Below are 20372 nucleotides of genomic sequence, written 5' to 3'. Positions count from 1 at the left end.
ATCAGATCCTGCCCTCGGCTTTCAGTTTGTCTTCCAGCGCCTCGACGGCCTGTTCGAACACTTGCCCGAGCACCAGACCCTGCGCGTCGGCCACGGCATAGAAGCGGCGCAGCGCCTCGTCCGTGACCTTCAGATTGAGCTGACGGTTACGCCCGGTGCGGTAGCGGCGTTGCAAAACAGGCTCAGGCGCCGCCGGCACGGCCACGGCTTCACGGCTGGGGAAGCCCCTCGCCTCGGCCACGGCGCGCAGAGACTCCTTGTCCGGCTTGGGTTTTGGCCGGGCGTCAAACGCCGACAGGTCAAGATCGTCGTCAAAGATCGAAGCGCGTTCGGACATGGATTAAGCGACCTCCTGAGCCGGAACCGCGTCCGGATTTTTCAGCAATTCAATGGCTTCGGCAACAAAGGCACGGGCATTGGCTACGGCCTTGTCGATATTGGCGACCTGCGACGGGTCCAGCGTTTCCAGCGCCCCGCCGAACGAGAACATGGCCTTGAAGGCTTCGCGCTCGTGCAACTGCGTGTCGAACAGGCGGATGCCGTGGGCGCGCAACTGCTCGTGAATGGCCGACAGGGTGCGCGGTTTGATGACCGGATTGGTGCGCGTCAGCAGCACCGCGTGCGGGATCGGCCGGCGCGATTGACGCTCGGTATTTTTGATCAGGCTGAGCGCCTTGGCCGCCTGCTTGGCATCAAGCTGCGAGCCTTGCGTCGGCACCACCACCAGATCGGACGCCCCGATGGCATAGGCGACCGTCAGCGACGCCGTGCCTTCGCAATCGACCACCACAAACGGCGCTTCGGCTGCCGCCTCTTCGATCTTGTCGAGGATGTTTTCCTGATTGGCGTCCGACACAATGCGGATATTGGCCGGGCAGCCATTCAACTGCGACCAGGCGAGGATCGGACGGTTGGGGTCGGCGTCTATAATAATGACCTGCGTCTTGCGCGCCAGTTGCGTGGCCATCAGCGTCGCCGCCGTGGTCTTGCCCACGCCGCCCTTGGGCGAAATGAAGGAGATGACCGGCATGTCAGGTTCCTCGTGCTGGCTTTGACGCGCGAATGGCGAGCTATCGGATAGCCACCGGCTAGCGCGCGCCTTTTGCGCAAAGGTTAATGAAGTGTTAATTCTGTTGGTGCGCCGATTCTGACGCAGGGTCCAGACGGAAGCCTGCCGACAGCTAACGGAAAGCTGTGCGAAAGTCGCCCGATAGACACCGGCTATCTCGCGGAAAGCCCTTAGCTAGACGACGGGTTTCTGTCCGTTAGCTTTCGGTTAGCCATAACCTAGCTTGTAAATAGCTAATGGGAAGTTAACAGATAACCGAAATCCAGCCGATAGCCTGTGCATAGCTTTCGCATGGCTATCGGGTATATAACAGATAGTTGGTAGCTATCTAATCTCCGGTTGTGATGACGTTTCACAGTGGGTGAATGAGGTTTCATCTTAATAAGTTATTGAATAAATGTAAGATAGCCTTTAGCTATCTTTTGGGTATCTGATAAAGAGCCTCCGGCGGGCAAGGGCATGGCCCCTGCACCCGGAACCGGGAGGGGCGTTTGGACGAAGAGATCAATAGTGCCCTTTGGCGCTTTATCCGCCGCGACACCTCCGTCCCGGCTTTTGAGGCCTTGGTCTATGCGCATGAAGCCGCGCTCAGCACAGCCTTAGGGCCTGAGCTTCATTTCAGGTTGCTGGAAATGAACTATGCCGACCGCAATCAGGCCGAAGACATGCGCGAACAGGTTGAGGCACACCTGCGTCCGGCCCTCACGCACGTCCCGACATTGCCATCGCTGAAATGCCGACTTGCTGGGCATAGATGAGAGTCACGTCAAAGATATTCTGAAATATCAACGCGGTTAGCTGAGGGCTATCCGATAGCTACATAATGGACGCGCCAACCGCCAAGGGCCTCCGGGTGCAGGGGCAAAGCCCCTGCACCCGGTTAGGACGCGAAGTCTCTATCATACCTTCCCAGCATGCTGGGGGAAGGGGACCGTCAAGCGAAGTGCAGATGGTGGTGGGGGCTTCCCTCGCTTCTACGACATGACATTCTGACAAGCCGGCAAGGCCCCATGCCACTGAAGATTAGCCACCAAAAAACACGAAACGAAGTTCGGCGCAGCCGAAAGAGCCGCTGAAACGCCCGGCCCGCAGGGCCCTGACCTTCGTGCGGCAAGCCCTGATGAATGGCGCTGCGCGCCTTTGCCTGACGCAGACACGGATAATCTGTGAAATCTGTGTAATCTGTGGTTTCTATAAATCTCGCGTGGCAAAACACTGCGCTTGATAGGTCAGGCGAAGACCTGCGCCACAGGCGCCCGTTTGTGCTTTTTGTGTTTTTATTGGCTAAAAGCCTGCCCGAAAACCCACACGCCGCCCGCGGAAATCGCACCCACATCCGGGGTCCGGGGTCAACTGACCCCGGATGCTTACTCTTGCCCTAACCCCATAACCCAAACCCAACTTACCCCAGCAGGCTGGCGGCGATATTGATGCACAGGGCGAGGATGGTGGTGTTGTAGAAGAAGGCGAAGACGGCGTGGCCGAGATTGAGGCGGCGCATGGCTTTGGAGGCGACGGAAACGTCGGCGGTCTGGGCAGCGGTGCCGATGATGAAGGCGAAATAGGCGAAGTCGAGATAGTCCGGTTCGCAATCGGCATCCGGGAATTTGAGGGGCGGGGGCTCGGCGCGGCGGATGGCGATGTAGTAGGCGTGCGCGTAGTGCAGGGCGAAGGTGGTGTGCACGAAGACCCAGGTGGTGACGATGGTGGCGCCAACCAGCGCGAGGTCGAGGCCTTTGCTGAGGCCAGTTTCGTCGTGGGCGGCGATCAGTTCGCTGGCGATGGCGACGACGCAGACGGCGATGGCGGCCCCGGTCAAGCCCAATATGGTCCATTTGCCGACGTCCTGCGTTTCGGCGCGCCGGCGCATGTCGGCGGTATTGGCGGTCATCATCAGCCGGGCAAGGGCGATGAGGTAGAAGACGGCGGCGCTGTTCCACGCGACCAGCACGCTTTGCGACAGGCGCAGGTCGGTGAGGGTGCCCAGAAGCGTCCCCAGACCAAGGGCCAGAGCAAGGGCACGGCTCAGCCACGGGCGGGTACGCAGGGTGCGGACAAAGGAAAGGGCGGTCATAGACAATGCTATGACCGCCCTTTGGAAAATGTCCAGCCGGGGAGGGGGCTTAAACCGTTTTCGTTACCTTGTTGAGGTGCGGCGGGCTGTCCGGATTGAGCCCGCGCGCCAGCGACAGGCGGTTGGCGAGGCGGTAGAAGCTTTGCAGGCGCAGGATAGGCTCAAGGATGGGCTCGGCGGCCAGGGCGGGCAGGGTATAGGCCCCCGGCGTGGTGTCGGCCAGCCACACGGCAGCCCCGCGTCCGGCAAATTCCGCCGCCACGTCGCGCACCCCGTCGCCGGCCATGTCGGAGGTGGCGAAGGCCAGCACAGGGAAGCCCTGATTGACGATGGCCATGGGGCCGTGGCGCACTTCGGCGGCGGAGAAGGCCTCGGCGTGCAGGGCGCAGGTTTCCTTGAGCTTGAGCGCCGCTTCCTGCGCCACGCCGAAGCCGTAGCCACGACCGATAACAAAGAGGTTGGTAGCGGCGGTCAGGGCGGGGAGGGCGGCGGACCAGTCGAGGTCGAAGGCCTGACGCATCTGGGCGGGGAGGGCGGCCACGGCGGCTTTCAGCGTCGCGTCGTCGGCCCATTCGGCGGTCAGGGCGGCAAAGCCAGCCAGAGCGGCGAGGCAGGATTTGGTGGCGGCGACCGACAGCTCCGGCCCGGCGCACAGCGGCAGCACTTCGTCGGCGAGCGTCGCCAGCGGCGCGGTTTCGTCATTGACCAGCGCCACAACGAAGGCGCCGGTGGCCTTATAGGCTTCGACGGCGGTCAGAAGGTCGGGCGAGCGGCCCGATTGCGACACGGCGATGCACAGGGTTTCGGCGGCGACGACTGGGGCGGCATAGACCGAGGCCACCGACAGGGCGGCGGAACTGACCGGCACGCCGGTCAGGGTCTCGATGACATACTTGCCATAGGTGCAGGCGTGGTCGGACGAACCGCGCGCACAGGTGACGACGGCCTTCGGCGGCTGGGCCTTCAGGCGCGCGGCGATGCGGCTCAGCGTCTCGGCATTGCGTTTCAGGAAGCGCTCAACGGCGTCGCCGCCTTCGGCCGCCTCACGGAACATCAGGGTCGTGGTTTCATCCAGCGGCGTGGCGACGGAGGCGAGGGACATGCAGACGGTTCCTTTGTGACGAGGGTGGTTCTGATACCAATATTTAGCATTGGTATTACTACTGATGCGCTTTTGTGGCAAGGCCAATCGCAAAATCGTCAGTTTTGTAGCGATTTAGAGGGTTTTCCGGCAGGAGGCACGCAAAAACCCGCACAAAAGGATATAACCAATATTGCCATTGGGCTTTATCTGTGCCACGCTCACGTCCGTAACCGGGTTTTCCCTCATTTCCTCCCGGCCCTACTGGAGTGGTCTGCCCTTGCGCTGACCACTCTTTTTTTGACTCTATGTTTCACTCTTTTCGCGAGTCTGTCTGTGCCCTGACAGGCGAAAACGTGACTGCAAAGACACATAACGCGCCTTACAGAGGCGATTCCGCCGCCGGTAAGTGCTGGTTTCCGGGGTTACACAAATCCGTCACACAAGTTTGGGCGTTCTGTCACACAGCCTCCCTATAAGGCCGAATGATGGCATGGGTGCGTTCAGAACGGGGTCTACCCGACGCGCCGCTGCGCTGGTCTGGAGAGATGACATGAACACTTCCACGAAATTCCGCCTGGGTCTGCTGGGCTTTACCGCTGCTGTGGCTCTGGCGGGCTGCTTTGGGGCTGACAACGTCGCTTCGCCGGGCGAAGGCGTCTTGGTCGGCGGCGGCACCTCGTCGTCCTCGTCTTCGAGCAGTTCTTCGTCTTCGGGTGCGGCAGACTCCTGCCCGACCGGCTTGGCCAATGTCGGCGTGGTCGCTGGTCTGCGCAACTGCCAGCTGCCGTCCAAGATCACCGGCAACCTGGTTCTGAAGAACCTGCCGGGCGTTGTGTACTCCATCTCGGGCCGCGTGGCCGTTGGCGATGACCTCGGTGCCGATCCGACCGCCCCGCTGGCGGGCAGCTCGGGCATCCTGACCGTTGAGCCGGGCGTGCGCGTTTTCGGTTCGGGCGGCCTCGACTACCTCATCATTCAGCGTGGTTCGCAAATCTTCGCCGAAGGCACCGCTACCAACCCCGTCATTTTCACGTCGCGCGCCTCGATCGAAGGCACCACCACGCTGGAGTCGGACGGCCAATGGGGCGGTCTGGTGATCGCGGGTCGCGCGCCGACCAATATCTGCCCGACGGGCGTGACGCCGCCGAACGTGGGCTGTAATGCGGGTCAGATCGAAGGCACGAACGCATTCTACGGCGGTAACTCTGTGGCCGACAATTCAGGCACGCTGAAATATGTCCGCGTCATGCACTCCGGCTTCGAAGTCCTGCCGGGCAACGAACTGAACGGCATCACCTTCGCCGGTGTCGGCAATGGCACCAAGGTGGAATATGTTCAGGTCCACAACTCGTCGGACGACGGCATGGAAATGTTCGGTGGTACGGTGAACCTCAAGCACATCGTGCTGACCGGCAACTCGGACGACAGCCTCGACACCGACACTGGCTATCGCGGCAACATCCAGTTCCTGATCGTCAAGCAAAGCCAGACCCGCGGCGACCGTCTGTTCGAAATGTCCTGCGCCGGTAACGCTGCCTACTGCTCGCATCCGGTCATCTCCAACGCCACCCTGATCCGCCGCTCGTCGGTGGCTTCGAACGGTCTGGAAATCAACTCGGGCACCGACCTGACCCTGGTCAACTCGGTCATCACCAACACCGCTACGGCCTCGACCTTCGGTATCCGCATCACCGGCGCGACGACCGAAACCGCTGCGCCGACCTTCCACTCGGTCTATATGGGCGGCTTCGCTACGGCCTTCGCCACGACTAACAACACGGCAGCCCTGTTCAACGCCGGTACCAACAACACGTCGGCCGGCACGATCACCCTGGCGGACTTCGTCAATGGTGCCAACGAAACGGCCGTCCCGGTGCGCGCTGTGTCCACGCTGAACTCTCTCACCAACGCCACCTCGGTCAACGGTGTGGCCAACGGCAATTTCTTCACGACGGTTGACTATATCGGCGCCGTGAAGAACGCGAGCGACACTTGGTATGCCGGCTGGACCTGCGGCCTGACCGCTGGCTCGACCTGCTGATAAACGCGCGGGCGGTTCGGGGTTCCCCGCACCGCCCGTAATCCCTTCTCCGTATCAGCAAAGGCTAATCGCTATGAAAACCTATACCCAGTCGCTCGGCCTGATGCTGATGACGACCTCGGCTCTGGTGGCTCCGGCCGCCTTCGCCCAGACCGACCAAACCGCCGTTCCCGCCGACGCTCAGACCGTTGAGGTCACCGAGGCCACGCCGACAGAGGAAATTACCGAAATCGTTGTGCGCGGTAAAAACGTGCCCAACACCATGCGTCGCACGGCCGAAGTTACGGCCATCCTTACCAATGAAGACCTAAAGCGCACCGGCGATGACTCGGCCGCTGTCGCTCTGACGCGCGTGACCGGCCTGTCGCTGGTCGAAGGTCGTTTTGTTTACGTGCGTGGCCTGGGTGAGCGCTACTCGTCGGCACTGCTGAACGGCTCGCCACTGCCGTCGCCGGAACCCCTGCAACGCGTCGTTCCGCTTGACCTGTTTCCGTCATCTATCCTGCAGCGCGTGTCGGTCCAGAAGACCTACTCGGCAGAATATCCGGGCGAATTTGGCGGCGGCGTGATCGACCTGCGCACGCTGAATACGCCCAAGGCGCCCTTCATGTCGATGGGCCTGAGCGTCAGCGGCAATTCCGAGACGACCTTCCAGAACGGCTACACACACTACGGTTCGGACACCGATCCGATCGGCTTCGACGATGGTACGCGGTCGTTGCCGCCGGAACTGCGCACTGCCCTGCACTCGGGCCGTCGCATCAACGCCGGTAACTACAGCGACGCGACAGGGTATTTCACCCCGGCTCAGTTGCAGAAGATCGGCCAGAGCTTCAGCAATGCACCGCTCAACCTGATCCAGCAAACCGACTCCCTGCCGGCCAATTTCAGCTTTAACCTCTCCGGCGGCACCAGCATGGATGTCGCGGGTGGTCAGTTCGGTATCGTTGGTCTTGTCGATTTCGGCAACGGCTGGAAAGCCCGTAACGGCATTCAGCAGGACGGGCGCATCGAAGGCACCGGCACTGCGCGTACGGTCGAGCTGGTTGGGGACTACAAGTACCAAACGACCGAGAACAATGTCGGTCTGAACGGTCTGATCGGTATGGGCTACAATATCGGCGGGCACAGCCTGCAGTGGACCAACCTGTTCATCCGCAACACGACCAAGCGCACCCGCGTCCGTGAGGGTCGCGATATCCGTAACACCGACAGCCTGACCCTTCGTGAGGATACGGGCTGGTATGCGCGTCAACTGGTCATGTCGCAACTGACCGGCCGTCACCCGCTGTCGGACAAACTGGTGATGGACTGGCGTCTGGCCTATGCCAAGACCACGCGTGATGCGCCCTATGAGCGTGACATCACCTACTGGCAGGATGCCAAAGGCGTCTTCTTCCACGCCGGTACGCAGCAGACCAACAACCTCCAGTTCTCGAACCTTGAGGATGTGGTAGCCAGCGGTGGGGCGAGCCTGACCTACGACTTCAGCCTCGGCGAAGCGCGTGACGGCAAGCTGACCGGTGGCTTCGATTTCCTCGATAACAAGCGCGAGTCGGAAAACCGCTCCTTCCGCTTCAATCCGGGCACTGGCATTGCCGCGAACAATATCCAGTATTCGCGTGTCGATTATTTGTTCTCGGACGTCAATATCAGCCCCACCCGTTGGGTGCTGACCGAAACCACCAACCCCAACGCCGCCTATGATGGTGGTCTGTTCGTCAATGCGGCCTACGCCAAGGTCGATGTCGAAGTGATCCCGCTTGTACGTCTGGCGGCGGGTCTGCGCTATGAATACGCTAAGCAACGCGTCACCCTGAACAAGCTCTACGAATCCGATCAGGCTCCGGTAAAGATACCGGCCCTGAAGGAAGAGTATGTTCTTCCGACAGCCACAGTGACCTGGAACTTCCGCGAGAATATGCAGCTTCGCGGCGGCCTGTCCAAGACCATCGGTCGTCCGCAGTTCCGCGAACTGGCGCCGGCTCAGTATCTTGATCCGGAACAGGATCGCCTATTCGTGGGTAACCCATACCTGCGCGATACCGAACTGACCAATTTCGATGCGCGCTACGAGTGGTATTACGACGCGGGTTCTTACTTCACCGCCGGGGCCTTTTACAAGGACATCACCAATCCGGTGGAAGCCTCGCTTCTGGTGCAAGGCAACAGCCTGTTCCAGACCTATATCAACGCGCCGGAAGCCTCACTTTACGGCGTTGAGTTCGACTACAAGGGTCTGTTTGACTCGCCGGTCTCCGGAGCCTTCTTTGACAGCAAGCGCTGGCTCTTGCAGGCCAACTACACCTACACCTCGTCCGAGGTGAAGGCGTCGGGCTCTCAGACGATCATCGACAGCAATGGTCAGGCGCAAAAGGCGACCAACTTCATCATCTCGGGTTCGAGAATGCAGGGCCAGGCGGAAAACGTCGCAAACCTGCAATTCGGATGGGATGATGCCGAAGCCAAGTCTCAGGCCACCTTCCTCGTCACCTACGTTTCCGAGCGCATCTCGGCGCGTGGCAATCCGTCGAGCGGCGTGGCGGACTATATACAAGAGCCGGGCGCGACGCTCGACTTCGTGTACCGCAAGGGATTCACGGCCTTTGGTCGTGACCTGAACCTCGGTGTAGAGGTCCGCAACCTCACGGGTACGAAATTCCAAGAGTATCAGGAAGAGGTCAAGCGCGTTGACGTTAACAAGTATGATCTGGGCCAAAGCGTCTCGGTCAGCCTTTCGACGCAGTTCTAAAAAAGAGGCCGTCCGGTTCGCCGGGCGGCCTTCTTGGTACTGACAAAAAAGCCCTCCGGAGTGATCCGGAGGGCTTTCTTCTTATCTTGAAGGGTCACTGAACCCCCAACGCTGTCGGGGGAACGGAGACTATTTCACGGCCTTGGCTTTTTCGTCTTCGCTGAGGCGCTGGAACAGCAGATCGACCATCTCCTCGGCGTTTTCGTCCGTGGCCGTCGAGGCTTCGACGCCGCAATAGCTCTGGTCCGGCAGGCGGCCCCAGACGACCAGCGGCGCGTAGTAGCGGGCAAGGTCGCTCAGGGCTTCGTGCTGATCCTTAGCGGCGGTGTCGGGCAGGACCAACATGCCGTCAAAGCGCTGCGAGCGGACAAGGTCCTTCAGCGCGCCCTGACGCTTGGCCGGGGTCTTGAGCACCAGCAGCTCATAGCCGCGCTTGAAGACGGCCTGGGTGAGGGCGCCCATCATGCTCAAGAGGTGCGGGTCGCGCAGCTTGCGGTCACCGTCGTCGGGAAGGACGAGGCCGATGGTGCGGGTGCGCTTCAGACGGAGGTTACGGGCGGCCTGATTGACGACGTAGCCATGTTCCTCGGCAATCGCCGCGATCTTGTCACGCAGCGGCTTGGGGATCAGGGGGCTTCCGGCCAGGGCCCGCGAAACGGTGGACACTGAAACGCCGGCCATGCGGGCGATATCGGCCATCTTGAGCGGCGCGGTGGTCGAAAGAGTCTCTGTGGTCATTGTCTCCTCAAGGGGTTCGGATGGGGCCGGAACAGGCACATCAGCGCGCCAGCCAGCCCCCATCAACGGGGATAATAACTCCGTTTACGTAATTTGACACGCGGGAGGCCAAAAAAACCGTCGCGCCGCCCAAATCTTCTGGCGTGCCCCAGCGTGCCGCCGGAATCCGGTCCAGAATCGCCTTCGCGCGTTCGGGGTCGCTTTGCAGCCCTTCGGTCAGTTCTGTGGCCATATAGCCCGGCGCGATGGCGTTGACATTAAGGCCTTTGGACGCCCATTCGTTAGCCAGAAGCCGCGTAATCCCGGCCACGCCCGATTTCGACGCCGTATAGGAGGGGACGCGGATGCCGCCCTGAAACGACAGGAGCGACGCCGTATTGATGATCTTGCCGTGGCCCTGCGCGATCATGTGACGGCCAGCGGCCTGACACATGAAGAACAGGGTCTTCAGATTGAGGTTCATCACCGCGTCCCAGTCTTCCTCGTTAAATTCCGTCACGTCGCCACGGCGGATCGACCCGGCATTGTTGACGAGGATGTCGAGCCCGCCCATGACGCGCAAAGTTTCGGCGACAATGTCCTCCACCGGCGAAATGGAGGTAAGATCGGCGCGGATAAAATGGAACCTGCGTCCCAGAGCCGCAACCTTTTCGGCGGTGGTGTCGGCCCCCGACGAGCCCACGGCGCAGATATCGGCCCCGGCTTCGGCCAGAGCCAGCGCCATGCCCTGCCCCAGTCCGCGATTGGCCCCGGTGATCAGCACGGTTTTTCCGGAGAGGTCGAACATCGAGGCAGCGGACATGGCATTTCCTGAAGAAAACGGAGGGTGATTAATTTTGATCTATGATGATTGAACGGGATTGTCCACGCATTGTCATCGGGCTTGGCCCCATGCTAGAGCATCGTCCGTGCTTTTCCAATTCCTTGAATCGCTGGGTTTGCCATGATCATCTCCGCCTCGACCGATTACCGCGAAGCCGCCCGGTGTCGGCTGCCGCCCTTCCTGTTTCACTATATCGACGGCGGGGCCTATGCCGAGCGCACACTGGCGCGCAATGTATCGGACCTTGGCGACGTGGCGCTGCGCCAGCGCGTTTTGAAGGACGTGTCGTCGCTCAGTCTGGAGACGGAACTGCTGGGCGAGAAGCTGTCCATGCCCATAGCTCTGGCCCCCGTCGGCCTGACCGGCATGTATGCCCGTCGCGGCGAGGTGCAGGCGGCGCGCGCGGCGCAAAAGGCCGGCATCAACCTGACGCTTTCGACCGTCAGCGTCTGCCCTATCGAAGAGGTGCAGGGCAAGTGCGACAAGCCGATCTGGTTTCAGCTCTATGTGCTGAAAGATCGCGGCTTCATGAAGAACGCGCTGGAACGCGCCTGGGCGGCCGGTATCCGCACGTTGGTCTTTACCGTCGATATGCCGGTGCCGGGGGCGCGCTACCGCGACGCCCATTCGGGCATGAGCGGGCCGAACGCCGAAATCCGCCGCCTGTGGCAGGCGGTGACGCACCCGCATTGGGCCTTTGATGTCGGCCTGATGGGGACGCCGCACGATCTGGGCAATGTCTCGAAATATCTGGGCAAGGCGACGGGTCTGGCCGACTATATCGGCTGGCTGGGGGCCAATTTCGACCCGTCGATCTCATGGAAGGATCTGGAATGGATCCGAGACTTCTGGAAGGGGCCGATGGTCATCAAGGGCATACTCGATCCGGAAGACGCCAAGGACGCGGTCAGCTTCGGTGCAGACGGCATTGTGGTGTCCAACCACGGCGGGCGGCAGCTCGATGGTGTGCTGTCGTCGGCGCGGGCGCTGCCGGCCATTGCCGAGGCCGTGAAGGGCGACCTGACCATTCTGGCCGACTCCGGTATCCGCACGGGCCTCGATGTGGTGCGCATGATCGCGCTGGGGGCCGACGGTGTGCTGCTGGGGCGGGCCTTTATCTACGCGCTGGCCGCCGGGGGGGAGGCGGGGGTGTCGAACCTGCTCAGCCTGTTTGAGAAGGAAATGCGCGTCGCCATGGCGCTCACCGGCGTCAAGTCGATCCGCGAGATCGGCCCGCAGTGTCTGGTGCCGGGGGCGTGATTATCAAAGATTGACAATTTTGGGGGCGGGCGTATCTTTTAGAGCGAAATGACTTCAAGCGGAAACGCCATTTCGCTCTAAATTTATGTTTTGTCGCGATGTTTTTGCGGAAAACCGCTCACACTTTTCCGCACATCGCTCTAGTCAGGAGATACGCCATGACCCTGAATGTAAACCTGACGCCGCGTCTCGAAGATATGGTGCGTGAGAAGGTCGCGGGCGGCCTGTACAATAATGCCAGCGAAGTAATCCGCGATGCGCTGCGCCTGATGGAAGCCAATGACCGGTTTCAGGCGGCCAAACTTGAGGCGTTGCGCGAGGCGATCCGTGAAGGCATCGACAGCGGTTCCGCAGGAGAACTGGATATTGAAGCCATCAAGGTCAAAGGTCGCGCCAGACTCAATGCGGCGGAATGACCCGGATTTTAAAGACGGCAAGGGCGAAAGACGATCTCGAAGCCCTGTGGCTTTATATCGCCAAAGATCGTCCTGACGCCGCGGATAAGATGTTGGATCGTATTGCCGAAACGCTGAGAAAGTTGTCTTTGCATCCCGACATGGGGCGAATCCGACCGGAACTCTACGCTGGGTTGCGCAGCTTTCCGATCCGGCCCTATGTGCTTTATTATCGTCCTGTAGAGCAGGGTATCGAAGTGGTGCGGGTATTGAATGCCGCTCGCGATATGCCCGCCGCCTTTGAAGCTTAACCGAAGCGGCCGCCGATATAGTCGGAGGTGCGCTCGACCTTCGGCTTGACGAACAGTTCTTCGGTTGGGCCGTATTCGACCATCTTGCCCAGATACATGAAGCCCGTGTAGTCCGACAGGCGCGCCGCCTGTTGCAGGTTATGGGTCACGATGATGATGGTCAGGTCGCGCTTCAGCTCTTCGAGCGTGTCTTCCAGCTTGGCCGTCGAGATGGGGTCGAGCGCCGAGGCCGGTTCGTCGAGCAGCAGGATTTCCGGCTCAACCGCGATGCCGCGGGCGACGCACAGACGCTGCTGCTGACCGCCCGAAAGCGACAGGCCGGACTTGGTGAGCTTGTCCTTCACCTCGTCCCACAGGGCGGCGCGGCGCAGGGCCTTTTCGACCACCTCGTCCATCTGCGACTTCGACTTCTTGTGGTACAGCTTCACGCCGAAGGCCACATTGTCGTAGATCGACATGGGGAAGGGGGTCGGCTTCTGGAACACCATGCCGACGCGGGCGCGTAAGCTGGTCACATCGACCTTGGGGCCCAGAATATTCTCGCCATCGACCAGAATCTCGCCTTCGGCGCGCTGACCCGGATAGAGGTCATAGATGCGGTTCATGGTGCGCAGCAGGGTGGACTTGCCGCAGCCCGACGGACCGATCAGGGCGGTGATGCCATTGCGCTTGACCGGCATGGAGACGCCGAACAGCGACTGATGCGTGCCGTAGTAGAAGTTGAGGTTCCGCGTTTCCAGCACAAGCTGATCGGCCGGGGGCGGGGTGATGACGCTTTGGAAATCGGTGTCGGACATGACGAGGCCTTACTTGTGATCTTTGTCGCGGGCGAGCCAGCGCCCCAGAATGTTGACGCCCAGAACCGCCAGCGTAATCAGCAGCGCCCCGGCCCAGGCGAGGGTGTTCCACGTCTCGTAGGGGCTCATGGCGAAGGGATAGATGGCGCCCGGCAGGCTGGCGAAGGGCTTCGACATGTCGAAGCTCAGGAACTGGTTGTTGAGGGCGGTAAACAGCAGCGGCGCGGTCTCACCCGAAATACGCGCAAAGCCCAGCAGGCCGCCGGTCAGCATACCGGCCCCGGCCGCCTTCCAGATGATGCTGCGCACCGTGACCCACTGAGAGGCCCCCAGCGCCATGCCGGCTTCGCGCAGGGCATTGGGCTGGAGGTTCAGGATGTCTTCGGTGGTGCGCGTCACGATGGGGGTGGCGAGGATGCCGAGCGCGATCGCACCCGCCCAGCCGGAGAAGCCGCCCATTGGCACCACGACCCACCAATAGACGAACAGGCCGATCAGGATGGACGGGGCCGACAGCAGCACGTCATTGAGGAAGCGCACGACGTGGCCATAGGGGGTGTTGCCGCCGATTTCGGCCAGCCACGTCCCGGCCAGCACGCCGATGACCACGGCGATCATCATGGCGACGCCGCACATCAGGATCGAGCCGATGATGGCGTTGCGCAGGCCGCCCGGTGAGTCGGGGGCCGGGGTGTCGGCGGTGAACAGCATCAGGTCCACCCCGCCGACGCCCTTGGTCAGCAGCGAGAACATGATCAGGGCCAGCGCAGCGAGCGCGACCAGCGCGGCCCCGGTGCAGATAACGACGAAGGCCTGATTGGCGATTTTGCGGCGAAGGGCGCGATCCATGCTCTTTCCTCCCTTAGTAACGCTGCGAGGACAGGAGCGCTCTGGCGATGGCCAGAACGGTGAAGGTAATCAGGAACAGCACCAGACCCAGCGCGATCAGCGAGGCGAGGTGGACGCCGGAGGCTTCGTTGAACTCATTGGCGATGGTCGAGGCGAGCGTCGAGCCCGAAGCGAACAGCGAGTCCGGGAAGCGGTGCGAATTGCCGATGATGAAGGTGACGGCCATGGTCTCACCCAGGGCGCGGCCAAAGCCCAGCATGACCACGCCGATCATGCCTTTTTTGACGTAGGGGATCAGCACCGAGCCCACCACTTCGTAGGAGGTGCAGCCGAGGCCGAAGGCGGCTTCGCGCACCTGCGGCGGGATCGAGCGGAACAGTTCACGGAAGACCGCCGACATATAGGGCAGGATCATGATAGCGAGCACGATGGAGGCCGTGAAGATATTGGCGCCGTTGGGCACCCCGGCCAGCAGCTTGCCCCAGAAGCTTTCGGGGTCGAGGCTGGTCAGGATAGGCAGTTGCACCGTGCGCGCAAACCACGGCGCAAAGACGAACAGGCCCCACATGCCATAGACGATGGAGGGGATACCGGCCAGCAGCTCAATGGCGGTCGAAACCGGCTGAGCGATCTGCTTGGGGCAGTACTGCGTCAGGAAGACCGATACGCAGACGGCGATGGGCAGGGCGATGGCCAGAGACAGCACCGCGGTAATCAGCGTGCCGACGATGGGACCGGCGGCGCCGTAAACCTCGGTGACCGGATTCCAGGTGCTGGAGGTCAGGAAGCCGAAGCCGAACTTGGAGATGGCGGGCCAGCCGCCGATCATCAGGGCGACGATCAGGCCGCCCAAAGTCAGGAGCAGGGTCGTCGCCGCCGCGAAGGCGAGGCCGCGGAAGATCGGGTCAACGGGATCAGGGTGGCGGGCGCTCTGAAGAGACATCGGGGTTTCCATAAGCTTACTGAGCGGAGGCGGCAGACGCCGCCACGGCGGGCGCGGGGGTGGCCGGGGCATAGACCGGCTTACCGTCCGGACCGGTGATCTGCGACCACTGGGCGCGCATCATCTGCTTCACCTCAGGGGGCAGGGGGACGTAGTGCATCCTGGTCGCCAGCGCATCGCCATTGGTATAGGCCCAGTCGAAGAAGGTGAGGGCGGCGCGGCCGCTGGCCGGCTTGTCCTGCGTCTTATGCATGACGATGAAGACGGTGCCGGTGATCGGCCAGGCCTGCGCCCCCGGCTGATCGAGCAGCAGAAGCTGGTTGCCCGGCGCGTTGGCCCAGTCGGCCCCGGCGGCGGCCGCGGCAAAGGCTTCGATGGACGGGGCGATCATGTGGCCGTCGTGATTGCGCATATTGGCGACAGCGGTGCCGGTGCGCGCGGCGACGGCGAATTCGACATAGCCGATAGCGCCGAGCGTTTGCTTGACGAAGGCCGAGACGCCCTCATTGCCCTTGCCGCCAAGGCCTGCGGGCCATTCCAGCGCGTCGGCGGCCCCGACCTCTTCCTTCCACGTCGGGCTGACCTTGGCCAGATAGTTGGAAAAGAGGAAGGTGGTGCCCGACCCGTCAGCGCGGTGGATAACCGTGATGGGCAGGTGCGGCAGCTTCAGGCCCGGATTGAGGGCGCGGATGGCCGGGTCGTCCCAGCGCTTGACCTTGCCCATATAGATATCGGCCAGCAGCGGGCCGGTCAGGTTCATCTGACCGCTCTTGATGTCGGGCAGGTTGACGATGGGGACGATGCCACCCATGACGATGGGGAATTGCAACAGGCCGGTTTCGTCGAGGTCAGCGGGCTTTACTGGCTTGTCCGTCGCGCCGAAATCGACCGTCTTGACCTTGATCTGGCGCACGCCACCGCCGGAGCCGATCGACTGATAGTTCAGGCGGATGCCGGTGGTTTCCTTATAGGTTTCGGCCCATTTGGCCCCCAGCGGCGCGAAAAAGGTCGAACCTGCGCCGGTGATGTCGCCCGCCGCCGGCGCGTCCTTGCCTTCGGCCGTCGCTGCACCCTTGTCCGAGCACGCGGTCAGCATCAGCAGCGCGCCAAGCGCCAGGGCGAAGGGTTTGAACATCTACTCGTCTCCGATGATCCGACGAACACGTTTTCCGCTGGGGGCTCCGTGTCCGAATCCAACCACCGGTAAAGCACCGCTGCGTTAAACAAATATGACGCAAGGGTAAACGGCAGGCGGTGCTGTGAAGCTGAGGCGGCATTACAACAGTTTTATGACAGTTGTGTGAAGCCTGCGGGCCATTGATTGCTTTAGGCCGCCCGTACCGCGCGCAGGAAGGTGTCCACCGCCCCGTTAAGGCGTGCAGTTTCTTCGGCCAGATGCGCTGATTCCTCGCTGACGCAGGCGGCGGTCTGATCGGTTTCGTCGGCCGAACGGTGCACCTGTTGCAGGGTGCGCCCCACCGCCTGTGCGTCGGCGGCGGTCTGTTCGATGGTTTCGCCGATGCGGGCGGTCAGACCCGTCTGCGCCTCGACGGCCTGAGCGACGTCCTGAGCCGTGCGCCCCATGTCTTCGATGATGCTGCGGATGGCCCCGACGCTGTCCACGGTCTCACGTGTGGCGGACTGGATGTCCTGAATCTGGGTGGTGATGCGGCGGGTGGCTTCGGCGACGCGGCCGGAGAGGGTCTTGACCTCTGAGGCGACGACGGCAAAGCCCTTGCCGGCGTCTCCGGCGCGCGCCGACTCGATGGTGGCATTGAGCGCCAGCAGATTGATCTGGGACGCCACGTCGTCGATCAGGCCGATAATATCGGTGATCTGCGCCGACCGGGCCGACAGCGAATCGAGCTTGGCCGCCGCGTCGGCGGACCGGTGCGCCGCTTCGTGGGCGATGGCGTCGGAGCGGGCGCTGCGTTCGGCTATATCGCGGATGGCGAGGCTGAGGGCCTGCGCGGCTTCGGAGACGTGTCGGGCGCGCTCTTGCGTGTTGCGCGTCGCCGTGGCGGCGGTTTCGACGCCTTCGCGGGTGCGGATGGCGATTTCGGAGACATCGGCGGCGCGTTCGTGCAGACCGCCGACCGACTGCTTTACCCGGTCGAGTATGCGACAGGCGGTTTGTTCAAAGGCGGTAGCGGCCTCCGACATGGCGGCGCGGCGGCTGGCTTCGGCCTGAAGCGCGGCGTGCTCGGCGCGCAGGCGGTCGTGTTCCATGGCCTGCAATTGCTGCGAGCGGGCGGCGTTTTCCTGACGCACGCGTTCGGCGGCGTGGCGGTGACGCCCGACGATCAGCCCGGCGGCAATGGCCGCCAAAGCCGCGACGCCCAGACCGGTCAGCAGCGCATTGCGGATACCCTCCAGCCGTTTCAGGTAGGCGTCCACGCGGATATCGACGCCGACCAGACCGACAAAACGGCCCTTGTCCACCAGCGGCGCATAGCCCGACAGGAAGGTGCCCCATTTGTCCGTATAGGTGTCGGCTTCGACCTGCGGGGCTTTGGTTTCAAAAGCCTTTTCCAGCACCGGCGTGCTGTTTTCGTAGGTTTCCATCACGCCGGTCGGCACGACGGCTTCGCCCGGCTTTGGGATGGAGGCATCCATGATGAAGTGGGTCTTACCGTCCACCCGGACCATGGTGTAGATGTAGGCGAGGTCCGGATTGCCGCGCAGCAGGGCGAAATAGGGGGCGCGCACGTGCTCATAATCGGCATTGCCCTGATCTTCCGGGCGGGTGATGCGGGCGTGGGCGGTGGTGTCGGTCAGTTGCGCCGCGCTGACGGCGACGCGCATCAGATTGGTGCGCACCTCGTTTTTCAGCGCTGACGAAGCGGTAAGATAGACCGCCAGACCGGTGACGGCAGCGGCGGCAAACAGGGCCCCTCCGGCGATCAGCCCGTCGCGCCAGCCCACGCTTAACCGGATGCCCAAACGCTCAAGCATAGTCGCCCCCACCTGTTGCCGGCACGTGTCTGAGCCGACTCGTTTTCTGAACTGAACGTCCAGTAACGCTTCGTTTTTTAATGGAGGGTTAACCGTGGGGGCGGCGGCGGATAAAAGCTGTTTATGGTGCTATCTTGCCGCGCCCTGAGCCGACCTATTTCAGGATAAAGAGCACCTTCATCACATCGCGTAAATCGTTGGCCAGCGCCTCACGGTCGATGTCCGGATGGGTGATGGCGCGGATCATCATGCCGTCGAACAACATGTTGATGATTTCACCGCGCGCGTCCAGACGCCTGCGGTCACACCCCGGATTGAGGCGATCACAGAGGCTGCGGCCCAGTTCGCGTTCCTGCACATCGGCGGCCTGCACAATCGCGGCGACGCGCGGATTGCGTGCGGCTTCGGCCAGCACTTCGAGGGCCAGCGCGCTCTTGTCGGGGCCGTACTTGTGGTCCAGCGCGAAGTCGATGGTGTTGAGGAGGGTGTCCAGCAACTGATCGTCCGGCGTCTGGTCCCATTCAGCGAATTTGGCGCGCATTTCCGCTAGGTCATTAGCGACGATGGCTTCAATAATGGCTTCTTTATTCGCAAAGTAGCGATAGATAACGCCGACACTCATCTTCGCTTCGGCGGCGATGTCGGCCATGGAGGCGCCATGAAAACCGGAGCGTCTGACGCAGCGCAAGGTGGCGTCCAGAATCTGCTGGCGTCGCTCCTCGCGGCTTTGACGCGCACGGGGCAGGATAGGGGAATCGGCAAGTTTGGACTTCAAAGCTGTACTGGTCATCCGCGGTGGCAAACCCTTCGTGGATAAGGGGTTAACATTTTTTAATATTATCTCTGCGCTTGACATACACCAAAAAGCCGCGTAAGGCCAGAAAAAATGAGAATGATCGTTCACTCTCATTTCGTGCTGACACTTTCTTGCACATCCGTGCGACAGGTGTAGGGCTTGTTTTGCGTTGCACACTTTGATCTGCGCCAACGTATAAGGCGGCATTTACAAGTGACTGACATTTCGTTCCGGAGAGAACCCGCATGAGATCGCAATTTCCCCTTATGAAATCCGCAGCGGTGGTGCTGGCGCTTGGCCTCACCCTCACGGCCTGCGGCAAGAAGGAAGGCGGCCCCGGTGCGGGCGGCATGGGCATGGGCGGGCCGACCGAGGTCGGGATCGTCGTCGTGGCGTCTGAGCCGGTCAATCTGACGACCGAACTGTCGGGTCGCACCTCGGCCTACCTTCTGTCGGAAGTGCGTCCGCAGGTCAGCGGCATCGTCAAGGCGCGCCTGTTCACCGAAGGCAGCTACGTCAAGGCGGGTCAGCCGCTTTATCAGATCGACGCCGCGCCGTTCCAGGCCTCCTATGCTCAGGCGCAGGCCACCGTCGCGCAGGCCGAAGCCAATCTGACGGCGGCACGGCTGAAGGCCGAGCGCTATGCCGAGCTGGTCAAGATCAACGCCGTCTCCAAGCAGGACAATGACGACGCGCAGGCGCAGTACGCTCAGGCCAAGGCGACCGTCGCCGCCGGTCAGGCCGCGCTGCAAACCGCGGGCATCAATGTCGGCTACACCAAGGTCATGGCCCCGATTTCGGGCCGTATCGGCAAGTCGAATGTCACGCCGGGCGCTCTGGTCACGGCGGCGCAGGCGACCGAACTGACGCGTATCCAGAATATCGACAATGTCTATCTCGACATCAATCAGTCGGTCACCGAACTGATGGCGCTGAAGCGTGCGGCGGCGGCGGGTCAGATCGGTGAGGCCGCAACCGCCGATGTTGAAATGGTCCTCGAAGACGGCACGGTTTATTCGATCAAGGGCAAGCTGCAATTTTCGGACGTCAGCGTCGATGAATCGACCGGTACGGTGACGCTGCGCGCCCTGTTCCCCAACCCCAACGGCGTCCTGCTGCCGGGCATGTATGCCAAGGCGCGCATCGTGTCGGGCGTGGTCGGCAACGGCATTCTGGTGCCGCAGCCGGCGGTGACGCGCGATCCGAAGGGCAATGCTACCGTCATGGTGGTGTCGAAGGACAGCAAGGCCGAGATGCGCCCGATCAAGGTGGCGCAGACGGTCGGTGACAAGTGGCTGGTGACCGAAGGTCTGCAAGCCGGTGACAAGGTGATTGTGGAGGGTCTTCAGAAGATCCGTCCCGAAGCCCCGGTCAAGCCCGTCAGCGTCGGTGCGGCCAAGGAAGCCCCGGCCGCTGCGGCACCTGCGCAAAAAGCCAAGTAAATCAAGCGTTTTAAATAAATGACTGACGATGCGACGCCCGAAG

The 20372-nt window shown here is 62.0% G+C and carries 19 protein-coding genes; 7 read left to right on the top strand and 12 right to left on the bottom strand.

Annotated elements, in window-relative coordinates; translation table 11 throughout:
• Nucleotide 1: 1 nt before the first annotated feature.
• Both ACK8OE_RS13145 and ACK8OE_RS13140 read right to left on the bottom strand, forming a co-directional pair.
• A complete protein-coding gene (locus tag ACK8OE_RS13145) occupies nt 2–337 on the bottom strand; it encodes a stability/partitioning determinant (protein ID WP_272742416.1) in 336 nt (111 codons plus the stop codon).
• Between the two features lie 3 nt (nt 338–340).
• Nucleotides 341–1030: an AAA family ATPase gene (locus tag ACK8OE_RS13140; protein WP_410272882.1), complete on the bottom strand. Its 690-nt coding sequence runs from the start codon at nt 1028–1030 to the stop codon at nt 341–343.
• Between the two features lie 530 nt (nt 1031–1560).
• Here ACK8OE_RS13140 and ACK8OE_RS13135 point away from each other — a divergent pair.
• A complete protein-coding gene (locus ACK8OE_RS13135; RefSeq protein WP_410272881.1) occupies nt 1561–1827 on the top strand; it encodes a hypothetical protein in 267 nt (88 codons plus the stop codon).
• A gap of 644 nt (nt 1828–2471) precedes the next feature.
• Here the strand turns inward: ACK8OE_RS13135 and ACK8OE_RS13130 are convergent.
• Together ACK8OE_RS13130 and ACK8OE_RS13125 are read right to left on the bottom strand one after the other, a co-directional pair.
• Nucleotides 2472–3143: a DUF1345 domain-containing protein gene (locus tag ACK8OE_RS13130; RefSeq protein ID WP_410272880.1), complete on the bottom strand. Its 672-nt coding sequence runs from the start codon at nt 3141–3143 to the stop codon at nt 2472–2474.
• Between the two features lie 49 nt (nt 3144–3192).
• On the bottom strand, nt 3193–4245 hold the full coding sequence (locus ACK8OE_RS13125) for an SIS domain-containing protein (RefSeq protein ID WP_410272879.1): 1053 nt from the start codon (nt 4243–4245) through the stop codon (nt 3193–3195).
• A gap of 532 nt (nt 4246–4777) precedes the next feature.
• Between ACK8OE_RS13125 and ACK8OE_RS13120 the strand changes: the two genes are divergently transcribed.
• Together ACK8OE_RS13120 and ACK8OE_RS13115 are read left to right on the top strand one after the other, a co-directional pair.
• Entirely contained in the window at nt 4778–6268 is a 1491-nt protein-coding gene (locus tag ACK8OE_RS13120; RefSeq protein WP_410272878.1) for a hypothetical protein, read from the top strand.
• 73 nt (nt 6269–6341) lie between these two features.
• A complete protein-coding gene (locus tag ACK8OE_RS13115; protein WP_410272877.1) occupies nt 6342–9020 on the top strand; it encodes a TonB-dependent receptor domain-containing protein in 2679 nt (892 codons plus the stop codon).
• Between the two features lie 129 nt (nt 9021–9149).
• Here the strand turns inward: ACK8OE_RS13115 and ACK8OE_RS13110 are convergent, their stop codons facing one another.
• Both ACK8OE_RS13110 and kduD read right to left on the bottom strand, forming a co-directional pair.
• The gene (locus ACK8OE_RS13110) at nt 9150–9758 is read right to left on the bottom strand and encodes a LacI family DNA-binding transcriptional regulator (RefSeq protein WP_410272876.1); all 609 of its coding nucleotides are present in this window, start codon (nt 9756–9758) and stop codon (nt 9150–9152) included.
• A 40-nt stretch (nt 9759–9798) separates the two neighbouring features.
• Complete coding sequence (gene kduD / locus ACK8OE_RS13105) at nt 9799–10560, bottom strand: 2-dehydro-3-deoxy-D-gluconate 5-dehydrogenase KduD (protein ID WP_290798130.1); 762 nt, start codon at nt 10558–10560, stop codon at nt 9799–9801.
• Between the two features lie 141 nt (nt 10561–10701).
• Between kduD and lldD the strand changes: the two genes are divergently transcribed.
• The 3 genes from lldD to ACK8OE_RS13090 all read left to right on the top strand — a co-directional run bounded on the left by lldD (nt 10702) and on the right by ACK8OE_RS13090 (nt 12547).
• Nucleotides 10702–11841, top strand: a complete 1140-nt coding sequence (lldD, locus tag ACK8OE_RS13100) for an FMN-dependent L-lactate dehydrogenase LldD (RefSeq protein WP_410272875.1) — start codon at nt 10702–10704, stop codon at nt 11839–11841.
• A gap of 158 nt (nt 11842–11999) precedes the next feature.
• The gene (locus tag ACK8OE_RS13095) at nt 12000–12257 is read left to right on the top strand and encodes a type II toxin-antitoxin system ParD family antitoxin (protein ID WP_410272874.1); all 258 of its coding nucleotides are present in this window, start codon (nt 12000–12002) and stop codon (nt 12255–12257) included.
• Complete coding sequence (locus ACK8OE_RS13090) at nt 12254–12547, top strand: type II toxin-antitoxin system RelE/ParE family toxin (protein WP_410272873.1); 294 nt, start codon at nt 12254–12256, stop codon at nt 12545–12547. Before ACK8OE_RS13095 ends, ACK8OE_RS13090 begins: the two co-directional genes overlap by 4 nt.
• Here the strand turns inward: ACK8OE_RS13090 and pstB are convergent.
• The 6 genes from pstB to ACK8OE_RS13060 all read right to left on the bottom strand — a co-directional run bounded on the left by pstB (nt 12544) and on the right by ACK8OE_RS13060 (nt 18881).
• Nucleotides 12544–13344 carry a phosphate ABC transporter ATP-binding protein PstB gene (pstB, locus tag ACK8OE_RS13085; protein WP_126423172.1) on the bottom strand — a complete coding sequence of 267 codons (801 nt, stop codon included), beginning with the start codon at nt 13342–13344 and terminating at the stop codon, nt 12544–12546. The genes ACK8OE_RS13090 and pstB overlap by 4 nt on opposite strands.
• 9 nt (nt 13345–13353) lie before the next feature.
• The gene (gene pstA / locus ACK8OE_RS13080) at nt 13354–14193 is read right to left on the bottom strand and encodes a phosphate ABC transporter permease PstA (protein ID WP_290798124.1); all 840 of its coding nucleotides are present in this window, start codon (nt 14191–14193) and stop codon (nt 13354–13356) included.
• 13 nt (nt 14194–14206) lie between these two features.
• Nucleotides 14207–15136: a phosphate ABC transporter permease subunit PstC gene (gene pstC / locus ACK8OE_RS13075; protein WP_290798121.1), complete on the bottom strand. Its 930-nt coding sequence runs from the start codon at nt 15134–15136 to the stop codon at nt 14207–14209.
• A gap of 16 nt (nt 15137–15152) precedes the next feature.
• The gene (gene pstS / locus ACK8OE_RS13070; protein ID WP_290798118.1) at nt 15153–16271 is read right to left on the bottom strand and encodes a phosphate ABC transporter substrate-binding protein PstS; all 1119 of its coding nucleotides are present in this window, start codon (nt 16269–16271) and stop codon (nt 15153–15155) included.
• 191 nt (nt 16272–16462) lie between these two features.
• Nucleotides 16463–18091 carry a methyl-accepting chemotaxis protein gene (locus tag ACK8OE_RS13065; protein ID WP_290798115.1) on the bottom strand — a complete coding sequence of 543 codons (1629 nt, stop codon included), beginning with the start codon at nt 18089–18091 and terminating at the stop codon, nt 16463–16465.
• Between the two features lie 154 nt (nt 18092–18245).
• Nucleotides 18246–18881 carry a TetR/AcrR family transcriptional regulator gene (locus ACK8OE_RS13060; protein ID WP_290798113.1) on the bottom strand — a complete coding sequence of 212 codons (636 nt, stop codon included), beginning with the start codon at nt 18879–18881 and terminating at the stop codon, nt 18246–18248.
• Between the two features lie 251 nt (nt 18882–19132).
• Between ACK8OE_RS13060 and ACK8OE_RS13055 the strand changes: the two genes are divergently transcribed.
• Entirely contained in the window at nt 19133–20329 is a 1197-nt protein-coding gene (locus tag ACK8OE_RS13055) for an efflux RND transporter periplasmic adaptor subunit (RefSeq protein WP_410272872.1), read from the top strand.
• The last annotated feature ends 43 nt before the right edge of the window (nt 20330–20372 follow it).

Source organism: Asticcacaulis sp. W401b (assembly GCF_046503825.1).
Taxonomy (GTDB): domain Bacteria; phylum Pseudomonadota; class Alphaproteobacteria; order Caulobacterales; family Caulobacteraceae; genus Asticcacaulis.
This window is presented reverse-complemented; position numbering and strand designations above follow the sequence as displayed.